The sequence below is a fragment of the Microbacterium sp. HD4P20 genome, assembly GCF_019449275.2.
In the GTDB taxonomy this organism is placed as follows: Bacteria; Actinomycetota; Actinomycetes; order Actinomycetales; family Microbacteriaceae; genus Microbacterium.
Genome location: NZ_JAHZQZ020000010.1, coordinates 57,510 through 76,346 on the forward strand (window position 1 = coordinate 57,510; position 18,837 = coordinate 76,346).

At 69.1% G+C, this 18,837-nt stretch carries 16 protein-coding genes; 11 read left to right on the forward strand and 5 right to left on the reverse strand.

The features are described 5' to 3' along the window. Position 1: 1 nt before the first annotated feature. Both K0817_RS02470 and K0817_RS02475 read left to right on the forward strand, forming a co-directional pair. The gene (locus K0817_RS02470) at positions 2–1,585 is read left to right on the forward strand and encodes an amidohydrolase (RefSeq protein ID WP_219979778.1); all 1,584 of its coding nucleotides are present in this window, start codon (positions 2–4) and stop codon (positions 1,583–1,585) included. A 122-nt stretch (positions 1,586–1,707) separates the two neighbouring features. Further along, on the forward strand, positions 1,708–2,838 hold the full coding sequence (locus K0817_RS02475) for a CaiB/BaiF CoA-transferase family protein (RefSeq protein ID WP_219979779.1): 1,131 nt from the start codon (positions 1,708–1,710) through the stop codon (positions 2,836–2,838). 22 nt (positions 2,839–2,860) lie between these two features. Here the strand turns inward: K0817_RS02475 and K0817_RS02480 are convergent, their stop codons facing one another. After that, positions 2,861–4,339, reverse strand: a complete 1,479-nt coding sequence (locus K0817_RS02480; RefSeq protein WP_219979780.1) for a PucR family transcriptional regulator — start codon at positions 4,337–4,339, stop codon at positions 2,861–2,863. Positions 4,340–4,412: 73 nt separating this feature from the next. On the opposite strand from K0817_RS02480, the gene K0817_RS02485 reads away from it, so the two are divergent. The 9 genes from K0817_RS02485 (at position 4,413) to K0817_RS02525 (ending at position 14,761) form a co-directional block, all read left to right on the forward strand. Then, positions 4,413–5,519, forward strand: coding sequence for a DUF917 domain-containing protein (locus K0817_RS02485; protein WP_219979781.1), 1,107 nt, complete (start codon positions 4,413–4,415; stop codon positions 5,517–5,519). Further along, entirely contained in the window at positions 5,516–7,090 is a 1,575-nt protein-coding gene (locus tag K0817_RS02490) for a hydantoinase/oxoprolinase N-terminal domain-containing protein (protein ID WP_219979782.1), read from the forward strand. Before K0817_RS02485 ends, K0817_RS02490 begins: the two co-directional genes overlap by 4 nt. Before the next feature lie 39 nt (positions 7,091–7,129). Further along, positions 7,130–8,719 carry an ABC transporter substrate-binding protein gene (locus tag K0817_RS02495; protein ID WP_219979783.1) on the forward strand — a complete coding sequence of 530 codons (1,590 nt, stop codon included), beginning with the start codon at positions 7,130–7,132 and terminating at the stop codon, positions 8,717–8,719. 10 nt (positions 8,720–8,729) lie between these two features. Next, entirely contained in the window at positions 8,730–9,746 is a 1,017-nt protein-coding gene (locus K0817_RS02500; protein ID WP_219979784.1) for an ABC transporter permease, read from the forward strand. Positions 9,747–9,843: 97 nt separating this feature from the next. Next, entirely contained in the window at positions 9,844–11,634 is a 1,791-nt protein-coding gene (locus K0817_RS02505; protein WP_219979785.1) for a dipeptide/oligopeptide/nickel ABC transporter permease/ATP-binding protein, read from the forward strand. Further along, complete coding sequence (locus K0817_RS02510) at positions 11,631–12,410, forward strand: ABC transporter ATP-binding protein (RefSeq protein ID WP_219979786.1); 780 nt, start codon at positions 11,631–11,633, stop codon at positions 12,408–12,410. The genes K0817_RS02505 and K0817_RS02510 overlap by 4 nt, the downstream gene beginning before the upstream one ends. Further along, entirely contained in the window at positions 12,403–13,611 is a 1,209-nt protein-coding gene (locus tag K0817_RS02515) for a M20 family metallopeptidase (RefSeq protein ID WP_219979787.1), read from the forward strand. Before K0817_RS02510 ends, K0817_RS02515 begins: the two co-directional genes overlap by 8 nt. A 110-nt stretch (positions 13,612–13,721) precedes the next feature. Next, entirely contained in the window at positions 13,722–14,141 is a 420-nt protein-coding gene (locus tag K0817_RS02520; RefSeq protein ID WP_219979788.1) for a PRC-barrel domain-containing protein, read from the forward strand. Between the two features lie 176 nt (positions 14,142–14,317). Continuing rightward, positions 14,318–14,761: a cupin domain-containing protein gene (locus K0817_RS02525; RefSeq protein WP_219979789.1), complete on the forward strand. Its 444-nt coding sequence runs from the start codon at positions 14,318–14,320 to the stop codon at positions 14,759–14,761. Between the two features lie 147 nt (positions 14,762–14,908). On the opposite strand, the gene K0817_RS02530 is transcribed toward K0817_RS02525, so the two are convergent. The 4 genes from K0817_RS02530 to solA form a co-directional block, all read right to left on the reverse strand. Continuing rightward, positions 14,909–15,685 carry an amino acid ABC transporter ATP-binding protein gene (locus K0817_RS02530; RefSeq protein WP_301339626.1) on the reverse strand — a complete coding sequence of 259 codons (777 nt, stop codon included), beginning with the start codon at positions 15,683–15,685 and terminating at the stop codon, positions 14,909–14,911. Next, positions 15,682–16,602 carry an amino acid ABC transporter permease gene (locus K0817_RS02535; RefSeq protein ID WP_253735133.1) on the reverse strand — a complete coding sequence of 307 codons (921 nt, stop codon included), beginning with the start codon at positions 16,600–16,602 and terminating at the stop codon, positions 15,682–15,684. The genes K0817_RS02530 and K0817_RS02535 overlap by 4 nt, the downstream gene beginning before the upstream one ends. A gap of 62 nt (positions 16,603–16,664) precedes the next feature. After that, positions 16,665–17,585 carry an ABC transporter substrate-binding protein gene (locus K0817_RS02540; protein ID WP_219979791.1) on the reverse strand — a complete coding sequence of 307 codons (921 nt, stop codon included), beginning with the start codon at positions 17,583–17,585 and terminating at the stop codon, positions 16,665–16,667. A gap of 51 nt (positions 17,586–17,636) precedes the next feature. Further along, positions 17,637–18,812 carry an N-methyl-L-tryptophan oxidase gene (solA, locus tag K0817_RS02545; protein ID WP_219979792.1) on the reverse strand — a complete coding sequence of 392 codons (1,176 nt, stop codon included), beginning with the start codon at positions 18,810–18,812 and terminating at the stop codon, positions 17,637–17,639. Positions 18,813–18,837 lie beyond the last annotated feature (25 nt).

The following is an 18,837-nucleotide window of genomic DNA, read 5'->3' on the forward strand; positions in this document are numbered from 1 at the left end:
CATGGGCGAGCAGCTGTTCACGAACGCGAAGGTCTTCACCGGGGAATCTGAGACGGCCTTCGCCTCAGCATTCCGGGTCGTCGACGGCGTGATCGACTGGGTGGGCGATGCCGTCGAGGCAACGGGGGAATCGGTCATCGACCTCGGGGGGCGGACAGTCCTCCCCGGACTCATCGACAGCCATACGCACCCCGCGCTGATCGCCGGCACCGCCTTCGCCGCCGAGTGCTTTCCGCCGCTCGTGACCTCTGCCGGAGACCTCGTCGAGGTGTTGCGTGCCCACGCGCAGACCGTCACCGAGAAGGACGCCTGGATCCTCGGGAGGGGCTTCGACGACACGAAGTTCCCGGGGCGGGCCATGCCGACGGCAGCCGATCTGGACCGCGTGAGCACCGATCGGCCGGTGCTGGTCTGGCGTTGCGACGCCCACTCGGCGGTGTGCAACACGCGAGCACTCGAGCTGGCGGGACTCTCGGCGCGGACTCCGGACCCGGATGGTGCCCGCTTCGAGCGGGACGAGAGCGGGCGGCCGAACGGTGTGCTGACCGAGATCGCCGCCGTGGCGGCCGTCACGGCGTTCATCCCGGCCCCCACACGGGAGCAGCAGATCGACGCCCTCACGGGAATCGGCGACGAACTGGCCTCGCGCGGGATCGTCGCGGTGTGCGACCTGCTCTCGTCCCGTATCGACGAGCCGCTCGTGACGTTCCGCGCCGCGGCCGCGCGGGGCCTGCGGACGGCCGTCGCTCTGTACCCCGGGTGGGACCCGCAGCATCCGCTCGCCGATCTCGCACCCGGCGACCGGGAAGGCCGCATCCACGTCGCCGGGGTGAAGGTCGTGCTCGACGGCGCGTACTCCAACCGCACGGCGTGGGTGCACCAGCCGTATCCGGGTTCCTGCGACCACGGATTGCGGCTCGTGTCGGACGAGGATGTGCTGGCCGCGGGGGAATGGGCGCGCCGCAACGGCGTGCAGCTGGCGATTCATGCGATGGGCGACCGGGCGCTGGATCGGGTCGTCGACCTCTTCGCTGACGCAGAGCCCTGGCTGGACGACATCCCGTCGGTGCGCATCGAGCACGCCACGATCGTCAGCGACGCCTACCTCGAGCGGCTGCGCGCCGCGCGGATGTCTTTCGGCATCGCGACGCACACGGTGTTCTTCTTCGCGGAGTACGACGGATACGAGAAGGCACTGCGGGTCGAGCAGGTGCCCGACGCGTACCCGATCGCGCGGCTGTATGCCGGGCTCGAGCCCCTGGCACTGTCGTCGGACCGCCCCGCCACGGCCTGGAGTGGAGCAGATGACGTGATGCTCTCGGTCGAGGCCGCGGTGCGCCGGCGCACCTACAACGATGTGGATTTCGGTCCGGATGCCGCGATCGGCGTCGCACAGGCGCTGATGCTCTATACAGGACGAGCACGGCTGCTCTCGTCGCTGAAGGGCGTCGGGATGCTGGCGCCGGGGTTCGACGCCAGTTTCGCGGTGTTGGAGGGTGACGTCTTCACCGTCCCGGAGGATCAGATCGCCCAGGTCAGGGTGGCCGAGACGTGGATCCGCGGTGAGCGGGTCTTCCTGCGCTGATGCTCCGGTCTCTGGGATGGCCGACGGTGCCCGAGCGCTCTGTCGGCGCGGCCCACCGGCACGCCGCTCCGCTGTGGCCATCGACCATCCCCGTGCTCGAAGCGAACCGGTAGCGTCGCGTCATGTCCTTCGTGCCGCTGCGTGGCATCCGGGTGGTCGACTTCACGCGTCTGCTCGCCGGTCCCTACGCCACCATGACGCTGGCCGAGCTCGGCGCCGACGTGATCAAAGTCGAGCAGCCCGGCATCGGCGACGAGACGCGGCACTGGGGGCCGCCGTTCGTGCACGGCGCGAGCGCCTACTTCCACGCGATCAACCGCGGAAAGCGCTCTGTCGTGCTGGACCTCGCCGACCCGGACGATCGTGTCACGGCCGACCGGCTCGTCGATTCCGCCGACGTGGTGGTCGAGAGCTTCCGCCCGGGGGTGGCCGATCGACTGGGCATCGGCGCCGACCGGACGCGAGCGAGGAATCCGCGCCTCATCTACGCCTCGATCAGCGGGTTCTCGCAGACCGGCCCGATGGCAGCGGAACCCGGCACGGCGGTGACGGTCGAGGCCGAGTCCGGTCTGATGCACGTCACCGGCTACGAAGGCGCCGACCCCGTGCGCTCCGGCGTCGCGATGGTCGACATCGCGACGGGGATGTCGATGATCAACGGCGTGCTCGCCGCGTTGCTCGAGCGCGAGCGGACCGGGCGAGGACGCCGACTGGAGTTCTCGCTCTTCGCGACAGCCATCAGCTCGCTCGGCACGGTCATCGCCGCGACCTCGGCCGGTGGGCCGGCTTCCCGGCCGTGGGGCAGCTCGCACCCGTCGATCGTCCCCTACCGGGCCTTCGCGGCGGCCGACGGACACGTCGTGATGGGTGCGACGAATGACGCGATGTTCGCGCGGCTGGTCGAGGCGCTGGAGCTGGGAGCAACCCTCGGCGCGGAGCGGTGGCGACACAACCGCGCGCGAGTGGCGGAGCGGGACGAGGTGGAGGCGATCCTCGGCGCCCGCATCGCAGGGCTCGTCGTCGACGAGGTGGTCGAGCGTCTGCGGGCGGCCCGGGTGCTCGCCGCGCGCGTGCGCACACCGGAGGAGGCGGCGCACGGCGAGCTCGCGGCATCCCTCGGTCTCATCACCGAGGACGACGGAGTCTCGATCGCGCGTTCCGCGCTCGGCACGAACGGCACCGTCGCGCTGGGCAGGGCGCCCGGGCTCGGCGAGCACGACGAACAGGTGCGCGCCGAACTGGATCGCACCTAGCGACGGCGCGGGAAGGGCCGAGTCACGAAGAACCCAGCAGGCGTACCCGGCAGGCGAGCTCCACGGCGAAGCGAACGTCCGGGTCGTCCAGATCGATGTCGAGCAGTTCGCGGATGCGCCGCATCCGGTACCCGACCCCGTTCGAGTGCAGCACGAGCTCGCGGCCGGCCTGAGCCAGCGAACCGTTGTGCGCCAGGTATGACAGCAGGGTCCGTACCGCCGTCAGGGCACGCTCGGCGCCGAGCGAGTCCAGCGGACGCAGGATGTCCTGGAGCAGATCCCGGCTGATCGGCGAGGCGTAGACCGACAGCAGCACGCGGCGAAGGCCCGTGACATCCGTCAGCTCGACACCCCCGAGCCGACCGGCGGCGATGGCCGACTCGGCGGCGACGCGCGCCTCGGCGGCGGACTGCCGAAGCCCCATCGCGCCGAGTTGTGGAGTGCCGAGCCCGAGGGTGTACGTCCACCCCGGGCCAGCCAGATTCTGCGCCTGCTGCTGGATGCGGGTGGCCACCTCGCGCACCCGGCGCTGGTGATCGCCTGCTCCGTGATCCTCGGTGCTGACGATCAACATGTCATCTTGCAGAAACGCCACGTGCCACATCTCGGTGCGCGCCTCGACGAGTTGCAGGGCGAACAGCTCGAGCGTCGCCTGCACGCTGCGGGGCGCCCGTGCCAGCGGATCGGCCGGGCGCGCCGGCGACAGCCACGCCACGGCGTGCGAGAGCTGCAGCGGCAGACCGAGGCGCGCCGCCTGCCCGACGAATCCCTCGACCCGCGGAGACTCGGCGAGCACCAGTTCGACCAGCAGATCCGCGCGGGACTGGGTGGGCGCGTACCGGTCGCGACTCTGCCGCTGCGCCACGCGCGAGAGCAGGGAGGCGATGACCGGCAGCGCGACGGCCGTGGCCGCGTCCGGCGTGTGCGCGACGAGGCGGCCGATCGGCACCTCGCCGACGCACACGGCGTCGGCGGCTGACCATGCCACCGCGGGATCGTCGACGAGAGCGAGCTCTGTGCCCAGAGCCGCGCTGCCGGCTGCCAGGATCTGATCGAGCGTGCTGTCGGCCCCGGATGCGGCTTCGCTCGCCCTCGCGATCGCGTCCGCACCGCGCATCATCGCCTCGGACGCCCCGCCCGAGAGGACGCGGTCGATCGACTTCGCGAGATCGGCGGGCTTGACGCCCGGCGCGGCGAAGACGGGCACGGCGCCTCGGCCGGCCAACGCGAGGGCCGTCTCGGGCAGGGCCAGATCGACCGCGAACACGAGTCCGGCGAGGCCGCGCGCGCTGGCCTGCCGAAGGGCGACGTCCATGCGGTAGGGGGCAGGCTGCTGTTCGTCCGAGACGATCACGAGCGTTCCGGATGCCGCGGTGTCGAGGCGGGTGATCGGGATCAGGTCGACGCGCTCGACGGCCCGGTCATCGCCGGGGCCTGCGGCCAATCGCATCCCCAGACGCGCAGCGTCGGCATGCAGGTCGGCGATCGTCAGCTGTGCCACCAGCACAGTATCGCCGAAAACACTGGATTGCGGGAACATTGCCCCGCGGTGGCGCCGTCCGTACCGTGGCCACATGGCACAGAGTTCTCCCGTCGCGCCGGCAACAGGCCGCCTCACCGAGATCACCGCGGACGACATCGCGGCACTGGGGGTCGGCACGGCGATCTTCGGCACCGGCGGCGGCGGCGCGGTGTACACCGCCCAGATCACGGTCGAGAACGCGCTGCGCACGCACGGACCTGTTCCCCTTGTGGCGGTGGACGAGCTCGGTCCCGACGATGTCGTCATCCTGATGTCGGGCATCGGCGCGCCGACCGTCGGCATCGAGATGCTGTCGGCCACCGGCCAGATCCACGCGCTGCTCGCCGAGGCCGAGAGGCTGCTGGGTCGTTCGGTCACCACACTGATGGCCGCCGAGATCGGCGGCAGCAACGGTGTTCAGCCGATCGGTTGGGCCGCGCGACTGGGGTTGAAGGTCCTGGACGCGGACGGTATGGGCAGGGCGTTTCCGAACGCAGCCATGGTCGCGATGAACGTGGCCGGCGTCCCGTGCGAGTGGGCGGTGCAGAGCGACGTCGTCGGCAACATCTCGGTGATGAAGACCATCGACCTGTCCTGGCTGGAACGCCACGCCCGCGCCCTGACGGTCGCGAGCGGGTCGATCTGCATCGGCGCGCACTACCCGATGACGGCCGAGACGGTGAAGGGCGCGGTCATCGAGGGCACGGTGAGCGCGGCCATCCGCGTGGGACATGCGCTCATGGGCTCGTCCGACCCGGTCGCGGCGATCTCCGCCGAGCTCGACGCGCGGGTGCTGCTCACGGGCAAGATCAGCGATTTGGATCGCCGCACCGTCGGCGGCTTCGTCCGCGGCTCGGTCACCATCACGGGCACGGGCGCCGACCGCGGGCGACTGCAGCGGCTGGAGGTGCAGAACGAGAACCTCCTGGTCCTCGAGGACGGCGAGGTGCTCGTCAGCGTCCCGGACCTCATCACCATCATCGACGCCGAGACGGGGCACGCCATCACGACCGAGATGCTCCGGTTCGGTCAGCGCGTCGCCGTCCTGGCGTGGGCCTGCGACCCCATCTGGCGAACACCTCGCGGACTCGAGCTCGCCGGGCCGTCGGCCTTCGGCTACGACCTGCCCTACGTCCCGTTCGAAGGAGCCCACCGATGACCGCGCGCGACCTCTCGATCGGTGTCGACGTCGGCGGTACGAACACGGACGCCGTCGTGCTCGACGGCGCGGGCGTCGTGCTCGCCCACACCAAGCGCGCGACGAGTGACGACATCACCGGCGGCATCCGGGCCGGCATCGCCGATGTGCTGGCCGATCTCGGCGACGACCGCAGCCGGGTCTCTCGCGTGATGCTCGGCACCACGCACGCGACCAACGCCATCGTGCAGCGGCGCGGCCTCGACCGCGTGGCGATGATCCGCCTCGGCGCCCCCGCCGCGACCGAGTACCCGCCGCTGACCGGCTGGCCACAGGATCTCGTCGACATCGTGCTCGCCGGGTCGGCGATGGTCGGGGGCGGACACATGGTCGACGGCACGCCGATCGCTCCCCTCGACCGTGACGGCATCCTTCGATTCGTGGACGGCCTCGACGGCTTCGACGCCATCGCCGTCGCCGGCATCTTCAGCCCGTCCTCGCCCGACCAGGAACTCGAGGTCGCCGAGCTTCTGCGCCGCCACCTCGGGCCCGACGTACGGGTCTTCCTCAGCCAGGACATCGGTCCCACGGGTCTGCTCGAGCGCGAGAACGCGACCATCCTCAACGCCGCGCTCTACAGCGTGGCGCGATCGGTGACCGAGGCGCTCGTCACCGCGGTCGCTGAACAGGGGCTGAACGCGGCCACGTTCTTCGCACAGAACGACGGAACGCTGATGTCCCTGGACCACGCCGCCCAATACCCCGTCCTGACCATCGGCTCCGGGCCGGCGAACTCCATCCGCGGCGCGGCGTACCTGTCGGGGCGCGACGACGCGATCGTCATCGACGTGGGCGGCACCACCAGCGACCTGGGTGTCGTCGTCGGCGGTTTCCCCCGCGAGTCGACGCTTCCGCGTGAGATCGGCGGTGTGCGCACGAACTTCCGCATGCCCGACGTGCTCTCACTCGGCATCGGCGGCGGAACCGTCATCGACGTCGCCACCGGACGAATCGGGCCCGAATCGGTGGGCTACCGCATCGACCCGGAGGGGCTCGTCTTCGGCGGCGACACCCCGACCCTGACGGATGCCGCGGCCCTGACCGGCAGCCCGATCCGCGGCCGGGCGCTGCCCGCCCTGTCACCGTCCACCTCTGCCGCGCTCACCGCCGCGATGGCGGTCGTCGCCGAGCGCCTCGAGGAGGCCGTCGAGCGTCTGTCGCTCGGCCGGCTCGACCTTCCGCTCGTGGTCGTCGGCGGCGGCGGGTTCCTCGTGCCCGACGATCTGGCAAGCGCCGGCGAGATTCTCCGCCCCGAGCACGGTGGCGTCGCCAACGCGGTGGGGGCGGCGATCTCGCTCGCCGGCGGGCGCGCCGACCAGATGGCGCCGATGGGAGACCGCGAGGCCGCCATCGAGGCAGCGTCGGAGGCAGCGATCGCGAAGGCCATTCAGGCCGGCGCCGATCCCCTCCAGGTCTCGGTGGTCGACGTCCTCGAGACCCATGTGCCCTACACAGCCCAGCCGACGTTGAACGTCACGGTGAAGGCGGCGGGCCCGCTCGCCCGCCTCACTGCCGGCGTCCCGGTCGGCTGACCACCAAGAGCAATACCCGCACCCGAAAGAGGAATGGAAATGAAACGCAGCACCGCACTACCGGTTGGCGTCGGAATCGCCGCCCTCGCTTTGACGCTCACCGCCTGCGGCGGCGCGCCATCCGCTCCCGAAGGCGACGACGCCGTCGTCTCGGGTGGAACATTCCGGCATGCCGTCTTCCCGGAGGTGGGCAGCATCGTTCCGATGACCGCCACCCAGCCACAGGAGATCCAAGTCATCAGCTATGCGTACGAATCGCTGATCTACATCGACGAGGATGGCGAAGAGCTGCCGTGGCTGGCGGAGTCGTGGGAGCTGAGCGACGACGGCACCGCCGTGACCTTCGAGCTCAAGGACGGGGTGACCTTCCACGACGGCACCGAGTTCGACGCTGCGGTCGCTGCCGACAACATCAACTACCACGCCGATCCGGCCAACGCCACGATCCTCGGCGACGTGCTCCCGGCAGGCTTGGCGGCCACCGGGGAGGGGCTCACGCTCGAGGTCACGGCGGACGTCGCCGACCCCTTCTTCGCGACCATCATCGGCAGCATCGACATGGTCGGCGCGGCAGGGCTGGAGGATCCCGCGAGTCTCGAGGAGGCCTCCAACGGCACGGGGCTGTATGCACTGACGGATGTGAGCGCCGACCGCTACGTCTACGAGACGCGGGACGACTACACGTGGGGGCCGGACGGCCTCACGTCAGAGACCGAGGGCCTGCCTGACGGGCTCGAAGTCAGCGTGGTCACCGACGCGTCCACGCGCGCCAACCTGCTGCTTTCGGGTGAGCTGAACGCGGCCGCGGTCGAAGGACCCGACCAGGACCGCATCGAGGCGGCGGGCTATGAGTTCGCCGGCACGATCAACCCGATCGGCCAGATGCTCTTCAACGAACGACCCGACCGCCCGACCCACGATCCACGGGTGCGGGAAGCGCTGATCATCGGGTTCACGCACGAGGATGCGCGAGAGGTGGTCTCGGGCGGGCGGCCGGTGGAGCTCACGTCATGGATCACCGACGCGCCGTTCACCTGCTTCAACGAGGAGCCGGTCTGGGAGCGGCCCGAAGCGGATGTCGATCGCGCTGCCGAACTGCTGGACGAGGCGGGCTGGACGGTCGGCGCCGACGGCATGCGGTCCAAGGACGGCGAGCCGCTGACGATCGACTTCATCTACGACGCGACGTCTGCTGCACACTCCTCCGCAGCCGAGCTTCTCGCCGAGGACTGGGAGCAGCTGGGCATCGTGACCAACCTCACGGCGATGGATGGCGCGGCGTGGTCGGAGTACCTCTACGAGACCTTCGACTACGACACCGGCTGGATCCAGATCGGCGTGGGGAGCCCCGTCACGCAGAACCTCTTCTACGGCGGCGCATTCCCCGAAGAGGGCGGTCTGAACTTCATGGGCGTCGCCGACGAGGAGTATCTGGCGCTCGCTGAGCAGGCCGGTTCGGCCGCCGACGCGGACGAAGCATGCGGGTACTGGGAGCAGGCCGAGAAGCTCGTCGTGGAGAACTTCCACACCTTCCTGCTGACCGGGACGATCCGCCCGACGTACATGTCGGGCGCCACCTTCGAGATCACCGATTACGTCCAGCCCAGCACCATCCGGATGACCGAGTGAGCCACCGGCGATGACCACGACGACAGACACCAGCACGGTCGCACCCGTCCCGGGTCGCCTGCGGCAGCTGAAGGAGCGGGTGCCCCCACGCGCCGACTTCGCGATCCGCAGGATCGGGCGGCTGGTCGTGAGTCTGATCGTCGTGGTCCTCGCCGCGTTCTTCCTGGTGCACATGGTGCCGGGCGATCCCGTCCGCGCCACGCTCGGCCCGACCGCCCCGGCCTCGCTGGTGGAGGCGACCCGCGCCCAGCTCGGCCTGGACCTCCCCGTTCTGCAGCAGCTCGGGAACTACCTCACCGGGCTGTTGCAGGGAGATCTCGGCACCTCGATCCAGTCCGGGCTGCCGGTGGGAGCGACCATCGCCTCGCGCTTCCCCACAACGCTGACCCTGGCGGCGCTCGGCTTCGTCGTCGCGGTCCTCGGCGCTCTGCCCATCGGCATGGGCGCTGCCCTCATCGCCCGCAGCGGACGCGGGCGGACAGTGAACAGCGGCATCTCCGGGTTCCTCGGCATCCTGATCGCCGTCCCCGACTTCGTGCTCTCGGTCGGATTGATCTCGGTCTTCAGCATGTGGCTGGCGCTGTTCCCGCCGGCGGGGTGGGGAGACGCGGGAAACGTCGTGCTGCCCGTGCTCGGGCTGTCGCTGGGCGCCATGGCCTACCTGGCACGCATCGTGCAGGTCGAGATGATCAAGGTTCTGGACTCGACGTACATCGCCACGGCGAAGGCCAAGCGCCTTCCGCAGCGAGTGATCCTGCTGCGACACGCGCTGCCGAACATCGTCACCGCCACTCTCACGGTCGGCGGGCTGCTGCTGTCGGGACTGGTGGCGGGCACGGTCATCATCGAGACGATCTTCGCCATCCCCGGTGCCGGCAACTCGCTGATCTCGGCGATCAGCAGCAAGGACTATCCGATGATCCAGGGCATGGTTCTGGTCTACGCCTTCACGGTGCTCGCCGTGAACCTCGTCGTGGATCTCATCCTGCTCACGGTCGACCCGCGCACGACGATCGCAGAAGGGTGAGGGTGCGACCATGATGTCTGCTGCATCCCCTACACCGGGCCCTCCGCGCACGGCCACCCTCCCGGTGAGACGGCGGCGCCGATCCCGATGGATCAGCGTGCCCGGCGTCGTCGCGATGATCGGCATCACGGCCCTCCTCGCGATCGCCGTCATCGGCTCCGAGATCTGGGCCGACGCCGCGACCACGCGCAATGTCGCCGAGCGGTGGGCGCCGGCCAGCGCCGCTCATCCTTTCGGCACCGACGACATCGGTCGCGACATTCTCGCCCGCGTCATGGTCGCGGCGCGGACCTCGCTGCTGCTGACGGCCGGGGCGACCGCGATGCTCATGATCGGCGGACTCGTCATCGGCCTCACCGCGGTCATGCTCCCACGGCGGCTGCGCCGCGCGCTCATCTGGGTCATGGACATGCTCCTGGCGTTCCCGTGGCTGCTGCTCGTGCTCTTCTTCACCGTGATCTGGGATGCCTCGGCCATCGGAGCGATGCTCGCCATCGGCTTCGCCGGCATCCCCAGCGTCACGCGCCTCGTCTACAACATGGCATCGTCGGTGTCGGATCAGGATTACGTGCGCGCCGCCCGCGTGGTCGGCGTCGGCAAGCTGGGGATCATGGTCAGGCACATCCTGCCGAACATCGCCAATCCGCTGTTGGTGCAGTCCGCGGCGGCAGCGACCACGACGCTCCTCGCCTTCGCGGGTCTGTCCTTCCTCGGACTGGGCGTCCAGGCGCCCGAGTACGACTGGGGCCGACTGCTCAACGAGGGTCTGGTCCACCTCTACACGAACCCGATGGCAGCACTCGGGCCGGGAATCGCGATCGTGTTCGCGGGCCTGGTCTTCACCATGATCGCCGAGACCGTCGGTCAGCAGCCCGGCCAAGGCATCCGCGCCGTCGCCAGCGCCAGCCGCACGGCCGTGGCCGTTCGACGCCACGCCCAAGCTGCGGCGGCCTCCGGTCCGGTCCGGGCCGCCGGGTCGGCGCTCGCAGAGGTGCGGGGGCTGCGCGTGTCGTTCTCCGATGGCGAGGGCGGATTCGTCGAACGCGTCCGGGGCGTCGACCTCCATGTCGACTCCGGCGAGGTGGTCGGCATCGTGGGCGAGTCCGGATCGGGCAAGTCGCTGACGGCCATGGCTCTCGCGGGGCTCCTGGACGCGCCCGCGATCGTCGAGGCGGAGGTCCGGCGCTTCGACGACATCGATCTGGAGGCCAAGCCATCGCTCACGGCGCGCAAGAGACTCGGTGTCGAGCTCGGTGTGATCTTCCAGGATCCCCTCACCTCGCTGAACCCGGCATTGACCATCGGGCGGCAGCTCACCGAGGTTCCCCGGGAGCACCTCGGCATGAGCAGGGCCGAGGCGCACGACCGAGCCGTGCACGGCCTCGACGCCGTCGGCATCGCCGAACCGGAATCACGGCTGGGCGACTACCCCCACCAGTTCTCCGGCGGGATGCGGCAGCGCGCGATGATCGGGATGGCGCTGACCGGACGACCCCGCCTGATCATCGCCGACGAGCCGACCACCGCCCTGGACGTGACGGTGCAGCGTCAGGTGCTCAGTGTGCTCAGACGTGCGCAGCAGGCGACCGGAGCAGGCATCCTGTTCATCTCGCATGACATCGCCCTGGTGTCGGGCTTCTGCGACCGGGTGGTGGTCATGAAGGACGGCGAGGTCGTCGAAGAGCTGGATGCGCGGCGCATCAAGGAGCAGGCCACCCATCCGTACACGCAGGGGCTCATCGCGTGTCTGCCCGATATGAGCTCGGACCGCACCCGACCGCTGCCCGTCATCAGTGACAGCCTGCAGTCCCGTGGCGTGGCGGAGCGCCCCCCTTCCGCCGAGGAGGAGGGCCTGTGGATGCTTCAGCACGAGGAGGCAAGGCTGTGACGGACGCGCTCGTGATCCAGGATCTGCGGGTCCGCTATGGGCGGCGCGAGGTCGTCTCCGGAGTGTCGCTCGAGATCGGCGCCGGCCGTACGCTCGGCCTTGTCGGAGAATCGGGTTCGGGCAAGTCGACGATCGCCCAGGCGGCGGTGGGCCTCACTCCGATCCACAGCGGCGACATCCGGGTGCACGGCACCAGCGCCGTCGGACGAGGCCGGCAGGCCACCGCGGCGCGTCGCCGGATCCAGATGGTGTTCCAGGATCCGTTCTCGTCCCTGGACCCGCAGATGTCGATCGGCGATTCCATCGCGGAAGGGCTCAAGGCGACCGGCCGCACGCTCTCCCGCACCGCCCGCCGGGACCGGATCGCCGAACTCCTGCGCCAGGTCGAGCTCGATCCGGGCCGCGCGGACGAGCGGCCGCGATCGTTCTCGGGTGGTCAGCGCCAGCGCATCACGATCGCCCGGGCACTGGCCGGAGAGCCCGAGATCCTCGTCGCCGACGAGGTCACGAGCGCGCTCGACGTCTCGGTGCAGTCCACGGTGCTGAACCTGCTGCGACGGCTTCAGGGGGAGCTGGGCCTGACGATGCTCTTCATCTCTCACAACCTCGCCGTCGTCCGTTACATCAGTGACGACATCGCGGTGATGCGCGGCGGCGTGATCGTCGAGCGCGGCGAGACGGTGGCGCTGCTCGACAACCCCGTCGAGCCCTACACCCGCGAACTGCTCACCGCCATCCCCGTGCTCGGCCGCGAACTGGACCTTGACCGTGTCTGAGCCCGGCTCAGGGCGGCCGGGCGAGTTCCGCGCCGACGCGGAAGCCCTCCAGCCCCGGCTGGTCGGGATCCGCCGTGAGCTGCACCGCGCGGTGGAGGTCGGGCTCGACCTCGTCGAGACGCAATCGATCCTGCTGCGCGAGCTCGACGGGCTCGAGCTCGAGATCACGACAGGGCGAGGGCTCACGTCGGTGACCGCCGTCCTTCGCGGCGGCGCGCCTGGACCGGTCGTCCTGCTGCGAGCAGACATGGACGGGCTTCCGATCGCCGAGGCGACCGGGCTGGACTTCGCGGCCGAGACGGGCGCGATGCACGCGTGCGGGCACGATCTGCACATGGCCGGACTTCTCGGGGCCGTGCGGCTGCTGGTCGCTCGCCGGGAGGAGCTGCCCGGGACGGTGATCTTCATGTTCCAGCCCGGTGAGGAGGGTCAGGCCGGCGGTCGGATCATGATCGAGGAGGGCGTGCTGGATGCCGCGGGTGACCGCCCGGCAGCGGCGTACGCCATCCATGTCGACAGCTCGACACCTCGGGGACAGCTGGTCACCCGGGAGGGGGCGATGATGGCCAGCGCCAGTGCGCTGCGCCTGACGCTGCGGGGCACCGGCGGCCACGCGGCGTTCCCCCAGCTGGCCGCGGATCCTGTTCCGGTGGCGGCACAGCTCATCCTCGCGGTGCAGGCCTTCGCGGCCCGGCGTCTTCCGGCCACGGATCAAGCCGTGATCTCGCTGACCCGGCTATGGAGCGACTCCGAGGCGAGCAATGTCCTCGCGGCGGCGGTGCATCTCGAGGCCAACATCCGTACGCTCTCGGCGGCGACCCTCGAGAAGGTCCGCACCGAGCTGCCGCCGATGCTCACGGGAATCGCCGAGGCCAACGGCTGCACTCTCGAGGCGGAATTCGTCTCCTCCTACCCTGTGACCTACAACGATCCGTTCGAGACGCGGCAAGTGCTCGCGCTGCTCGACAGCCTGGTCGGCCCGGATCGGGTGACGCGCCTGGAGGCGCCGTCGATGGCGTCGGAGGACTTCGCCTACATCCTCGAGGAGGTGCCGGGCGCTCTCGTCTTCGTCGGAGCGGCACCGGACAGCGGGTCCAACCCGCTCCATTCGGAGCGGGCGACGTTCGATGACCGGGTGCTGGCGTTGCAAGCCGAAATCCTCACCGAGCTTGCCTGGCGCCGTCTCCATCGGGGGCTGTAGCCGCGCCCTGCCGTCGCCCTTTCTACACGTCCTCGCCCCGGATTTCCAGGGGGTGGCGTGCTCCGAAGGCCGGCGTAGCGTGGCGAGTTGTATTCGAAGGGAGCAACGACATGAACACATCGAACACCGGAACGCTGCTCAAGCTCAGTGAGATCGATGAGACCGTGGCGAACCCGCAAGACGACATTCGCGATCGCGATGTGAAGGACAGGAACGGAGAGGACCTCGGCAAGGTGAAGGACCTGCTGGTCGACCAGTCGGAGAAGCGCGTCCGATTCCTGGAAGTGGCTTCGGGCGGATTCCTCGGAATCGGGCAGGATACCTCGCTCATTCCGGTCGACGCCATCACCGCGATCACCGACGAGGAAGTGCGTATCGATCAGACCCGCGACCACGTCGCGGGGGCTCCGGCCTACGACCCTGCACTGGTGCGGGAGCGCGACGATTACGTCGGCTACCTGGACTACTACGGCTACGGACCGTGGTGGGGCGCCGGTTACCGATACCCCGGCTATCCCTACTACCCCTGATCGCGGGCCCTCCCGCTACGGCTGCGGCCGCGCTCGCTACGGGCGCGGCCGCGTCGGCGGGGGAGGCGGCACTTCCGGATCACCCAGGACGACGGGGCTGCAATCCGGCTGGTCGAGAATTTCCGGCATCGGTCGCCTCGGCTTGTAACCGATGCCGGCGCGTTAGCGTGGCCGGCATGACCGGCACTGCGACCGACTCCTCCGCGACCATCCAGCGCCGCGGCGACGATCCCCGTGAGTGGACGCTCTACGGCGGCAACGGGACGATCGGCATCGAGTGGTACTTCCGCGAATCCTCGGCTCTGCCGGCGAACGTCATGCTCTATCACCTCGAACCCGGAGCGGAGGAGGGTTCGCACTTCCACCTAGAGGGGGATCCCCAGAGCTGCTCGGTGAAGAGTTCCGACGAGATGTACGTCGTCACCCGCGGCGAGATCGTCTTCGTGCGCGGAGACGAGCGCGTCGTGCTTCGGGCGGGCGATGCGGCGTACGCCCCGCACGGCGTACCGCACGGGGTCGTGAACGAGTCGGATGACGTCTCCGAGCTCATCCTCGTCTTCGGGCCGCCGCGGGACTCCGCGATGGGCAACGGCGGAGTAGGCGAACTCGAGCAGGGTTGAAGAGCTGAAGACCGGCAGGTCGATCTCGCGTTGAACGGCCCTGGCGAAGGGAGGGAAGCCCGTGCACTCCAGGACCATCAGGTTGGGAATGCGGCCGCCGTCCATCGCCCCTTCGACCACGTAGTCACCCGCGCCCCGCACGGCCGGTCACAGTACCTTGGCGAGGAACGAGCGTGTGCGCTGGCGCTGTGGATCGTCGAGCACTTGCTCGGGCGTTCCGGTCTCGATGACCGCGCCGCCGTCCATGAAGGTCACGGAGTCTGCGACCTCCCGGGCGAAGCCGATCTCGTGAGTTACCACGACCATGGTCATGCCGTCGGCGGCGAGGGCTCGCATGACGTCGAGGACCTCGCCCACCAGTTCGGGGTCGAGGGCCGAAGTCGGTTCGTCGAAGAGCATGAGCTTTGGCCGCATATTGAGGGCGCGTGCGATGGCTACGCGCTGCTGCTGGCCGCCCGAGAGGGACCGCGGGTACGCATCGGCCTTCTCGGCGAGACCGACGCGCTCGAGCAGCGCACGACCTCGCTCGGTGGCATCCTTGACCTTCTCGCGGCGCACTTGAACGGGTGCTTCGATGAGGTTCTGGATCACGGTCATGTGCGGGAACAGGTTGAACTGCTGGAAGACCATCCCGATCCGGCTGCGGCGCTCGGCGATCTCGGCGTCGCGCAGCTCGTGGAGCCGGTCGTTCGCTCGCTGGTAGCCGACGAGCTCGCCATCGACGCTGATAGTGCCGGCGTTGATCTTCTCGAGGTGGTTGATACAGCGCAGGAACGTGCTCTTTCCGGAACCCGACGGACCGAGCAGACACGCGACCTCACCCGCGCGGACCTGGAAGTCGATGCCCCTCAGTACCTCGTTGCTCCCGAAGTTCTTGTGCACTCCGCGCGCCTCGACCATCGGGGGAGACTGTGTCTCGTTCATCGGTGCTCTCCTTCCACGGGGATGGCCACGGTGACCGGCGCGGGCTCGACATTCGAGCGTCGGGGTACAAGGCCCTCGATCCACGCTCCGAAGTAGGTCTGCTCGGCGCGGCGATCGCCGCGCCGGAAGCGCCGTTCGAGGAAGTGCTGGCCGATGCTGAGGATCGTGGTCACCAGCAGGTACCAGATGCTGATAGTGATCAGCAGCGGGATGACCTGGAAATTGCGAGAGTAGATCACCTGCACCGCGTACAGGAGGTCGCCGATGGAGATGACACTCACCAACGAGGTCGTCTTGAGCATCGCGATCGTGGCGTTACCTGTCGGCGGGATGATCACACGCATCGCCTGAGGCAGCACGATGCGACGGAAAATCTGTGAGCGGCGCATCCCCAGGGCTTCTGCGGCATCCGTCTGTCCCGGATCGACCGACAGCAGACCCGCGCGTACGATCTCTGACATGTATGCGCCCTCGTTCAGGCCGAGGCCGAGGATGGCGGCGAAGATCGGCGTGATGAGTTGGTTGGTGTCGGCCTCGAAGAAGGGGTCAAGGAACGGGATGCCGAACTCGAGGGTCGGGTAGAGCGCGGCCAGGTTGAACCAGAAGATCAGCTGGACCAGCAGCGGTGTTCCGCGGAAGAACCACACGTACGCCGACGCGGCGCCCGACACGACGACGTTGCGTGACTGCCGGCCGACAGCCATGATCACGCCGATGACGATGCCCACGGCCATCGCGACGACGGTCAGCCACAGCGTCGTGCCGAGGCCGCGCAGGACCCGGCCGTCCAGGAAGTAGCCGAACACCTCGTCCCAGTGGAAGTTGGGGTTTGCCATCACCGACTGCACCAGCAGTGCGAACAGGCCGACGATGATCACCGTGGCGACCCACTGCCCCCAGTGCCTGACTGGGATCACGCGGAGCGGGGCCTCCTGTGTGGAGGCCCCCGCTCCTTCTCGATGAACCTGCGTCATGCTGCTCAGTGCTCCGCCTGCGACGGGTCGGTGTAGATCTCGGCTGTCTCGATGGCGCCGACCTCAACCCCGAAGCGCTCGAGGTTCTCGACGTAGACGCCCTCGTCCATCAGCTTCTGCAGTGCCGCGGCGACAGCGTCGGGCAGCTCGCTGCCCTTCGGGAAGGCCAGGCCCCACGGGCTCGGCTTGTAGTTCTCGTCGAGCGCCTCCATGGCGCCGTCGGACTGCGACGCCTGGTACACCGCCGGCGGCAGTGCGCTGACCGTCGCTTCGACGCGCCCCGATGACAGCGCGAGAACGGCGTCGGCTGCTGTGGGGAAGGTCTGCACGTCGATGGCCGGTTCGCCCGTCTCCAGGCACGCAGCGTTCCACTCCGGGATGGTCAGAACTTCCTCGGTGGATCCCTTCAGGACGCCCGCGGTGTGGCCGCACAGCGTCTCGATCGAGATGTCCTCCGGGTTGCCGTCCGGCACGAGAAGTGTTGTACCGCCCTGGAAGTCGCTGACGAAGTCGACCGTCTCGAGCCGCTCCGCGGTGATGCCCAGGGATGCCGCGGCCATGTCGACACGCTCGGACTCCAGTGCCGGGAAAAGAGCATCGAACTTGATGTCCTCGAAGACGATCTCGACACCCAGCACCTCGCCGATGAGACGCACCTCCTCGGGCTGCGAACCCGAAAGGGTCACGCCGTCGTCAGCAAGATCGAGGATGGGCGGGTAGCCGGGGCCGCTGGCGACGCGGATCTCACCTGCCTCCGCGATGGCGTCCGGCAGCAGATCGGCGATCGACTGATCGAACAGACGGCTCTGCCCCGGCGAGGACTCCTCGGGAGCGGGAGCGGAGCATCCCGCGAGGACCGTTGCACCAGCCACGACGAGCGCGGTGACGGCCAGAGGGCGATGGGCGGAGAGGGACGTGACGTGCATAGCTACTCCTTGGAGTCGATCGTGGAAAGGATGGGACCACGGGGTCCCGGGTTACGACAGGCTCTGCTCGACGATGACAGGACGCGAGTCGACGCCGCCCGTGGGGTGAACGGCGGCTTGGACGGAGAAGGTTGAGATGTCGTCGCTGGTCTCCCCGTCGACTGCGAGCTCGGCGAGGATGCGACCGATCGTCGGTGTGAACTTGAACGCGTGCCCGGCCCCGAGGCCCACAAGGATGTCCGGATGCTCCGGCAGCGGACCGAGCACGAAGTTGCGGTCGGGTGTGATCGCGTACTGGCAGGTCACCGTGCGCAGCGGCTCGCCGCTGCCCGGGATCGTCGCGTTCATGAACTCCTCCAGCTGCTGCAGCAGCTCGGGCGAGGGCACGAAGGTGCGCTCCTCGGGCGTCATGAGGTTGTCGGAGCGGTCGCGGGCGGCTTTGATCGTGGGCTCGCCGTAGGTCGGGAACCCGTAGAAGCAGTGCGTGTCCTCCCAGATCCACACGGGGAAGCGCTCGCGGTCGTAGGCACCCGCATCCTGCGGCTTGAAGTACGTCACCTGCTCCTGCATCGTGATGAGCGGGATCGACGCCCCCAGCGGCTCCAGCAGCGCGTTGGTCCACGCGTCCGTTGCCAGGATCACCTTCCCTGCGTGGATGTCGCCCTTGTCGCTGCGCACGACGACGCCGTCGCTGTCGGGGTCGAGGGAGAGCACGGGCGTGCGATCGCGGATCACGGCGCCGTTCATTCGGGCGTGCATCTGCAGTGCCGCGACGGAGCGGGCTGCGTGCGTGATGCCCGAGTCGGGGGTGTAGATGGTCTCGACGCCGTCCGGGAGGGAGAACTGCGGCCAGCGCTCGTGCACCTGCGCGGGGGAGAGCAGCTCATGGGGGATCCCGACTTCGTTGAGACTGTCGACGAAGTCGCGGGCGGAGAAGGGCCCACCGATCGGGATGAAGACGAGCCCGCCGGTGATCACCGTCAGCTGCTCGCCGGTCGTGGCCTCGAGCTCGGCCCAGTCGCGGTACGACGACTGCGCGAGCCGGACGTACTGCGGGGCGCCGTAGGACGTGCGGATGATGCGGGAGGTGTCGTGCGAGGCGCCGCGGACGTGCCCGAGCTCGAACTGCTCGAAAGCGACGACGCTCACGCCCCGGCGGGCGAGGTGGTAGGCCGCGGCGCTTCCGAGCGCTCCCATTCCGACGACAGCGACGTCGAACTGCTTCATGATGTTCCGTTCTGCGAGGTGCGGA

Bases quoted from the DNA above. Each gene is read 5' to 3' on its own strand.
- K0817_RS02520 (WP_219979788.1), top strand. From the start codon at position 13,722: ATGAACACATCGAACACCGGAACGCTGCTCAAGCTCAGTGAGATCGAT.
- K0817_RS02530 (WP_301339626.1), bottom strand. From the start codon at position 15,685: ATGAACGAGACACAGTCTCCCCCGATGGTCGAGGCGCGCGGAGTGCAC.
- K0817_RS02475 (WP_219979779.1), top strand. From the start codon at position 1,708: ATGTCCTTCGTGCCGCTGCGTGGCATCCGGGTGGTCGACTTCACGCGT.
- K0817_RS02490 (WP_219979782.1), top strand. From the start codon at position 5,516: ATGACCGCGCGCGACCTCTCGATCGGTGTCGACGTCGGCGGTACGAAC.
- K0817_RS02470 (WP_219979778.1), top strand. From the start codon at position 2: ATGGGCGAGCAGCTGTTCACGAACGCGAAGGTCTTCACCGGGGAATCT.
- K0817_RS02485 (WP_219979781.1), top strand. From the start codon at position 4,413: ATGGCACAGAGTTCTCCCGTCGCGCCGGCAACAGGCCGCCTCACCGAG.
- solA (WP_219979792.1), bottom strand. From the start codon at position 18,812: ATGAAGCAGTTCGACGTCGCTGTCGTCGGAATGGGAGCGCTCGGAAGC.
- K0817_RS02500 (WP_219979784.1), top strand. From the start codon at position 8,730: ATGACCACGACGACAGACACCAGCACGGTCGCACCCGTCCCGGGTCGC.
- K0817_RS02495 (WP_219979783.1), top strand. From the start codon at position 7,130: ATGAAACGCAGCACCGCACTACCGGTTGGCGTCGGAATCGCCGCCCTC.
- K0817_RS02525 (WP_219979789.1), top strand. From the start codon at position 14,318: ATGACCGGCACTGCGACCGACTCCTCCGCGACCATCCAGCGCCGCGGC.
- K0817_RS02540 (WP_219979791.1), bottom strand. From the start codon at position 17,585: ATGCACGTCACGTCCCTCTCCGCCCATCGCCCTCTGGCCGTCACCGCG.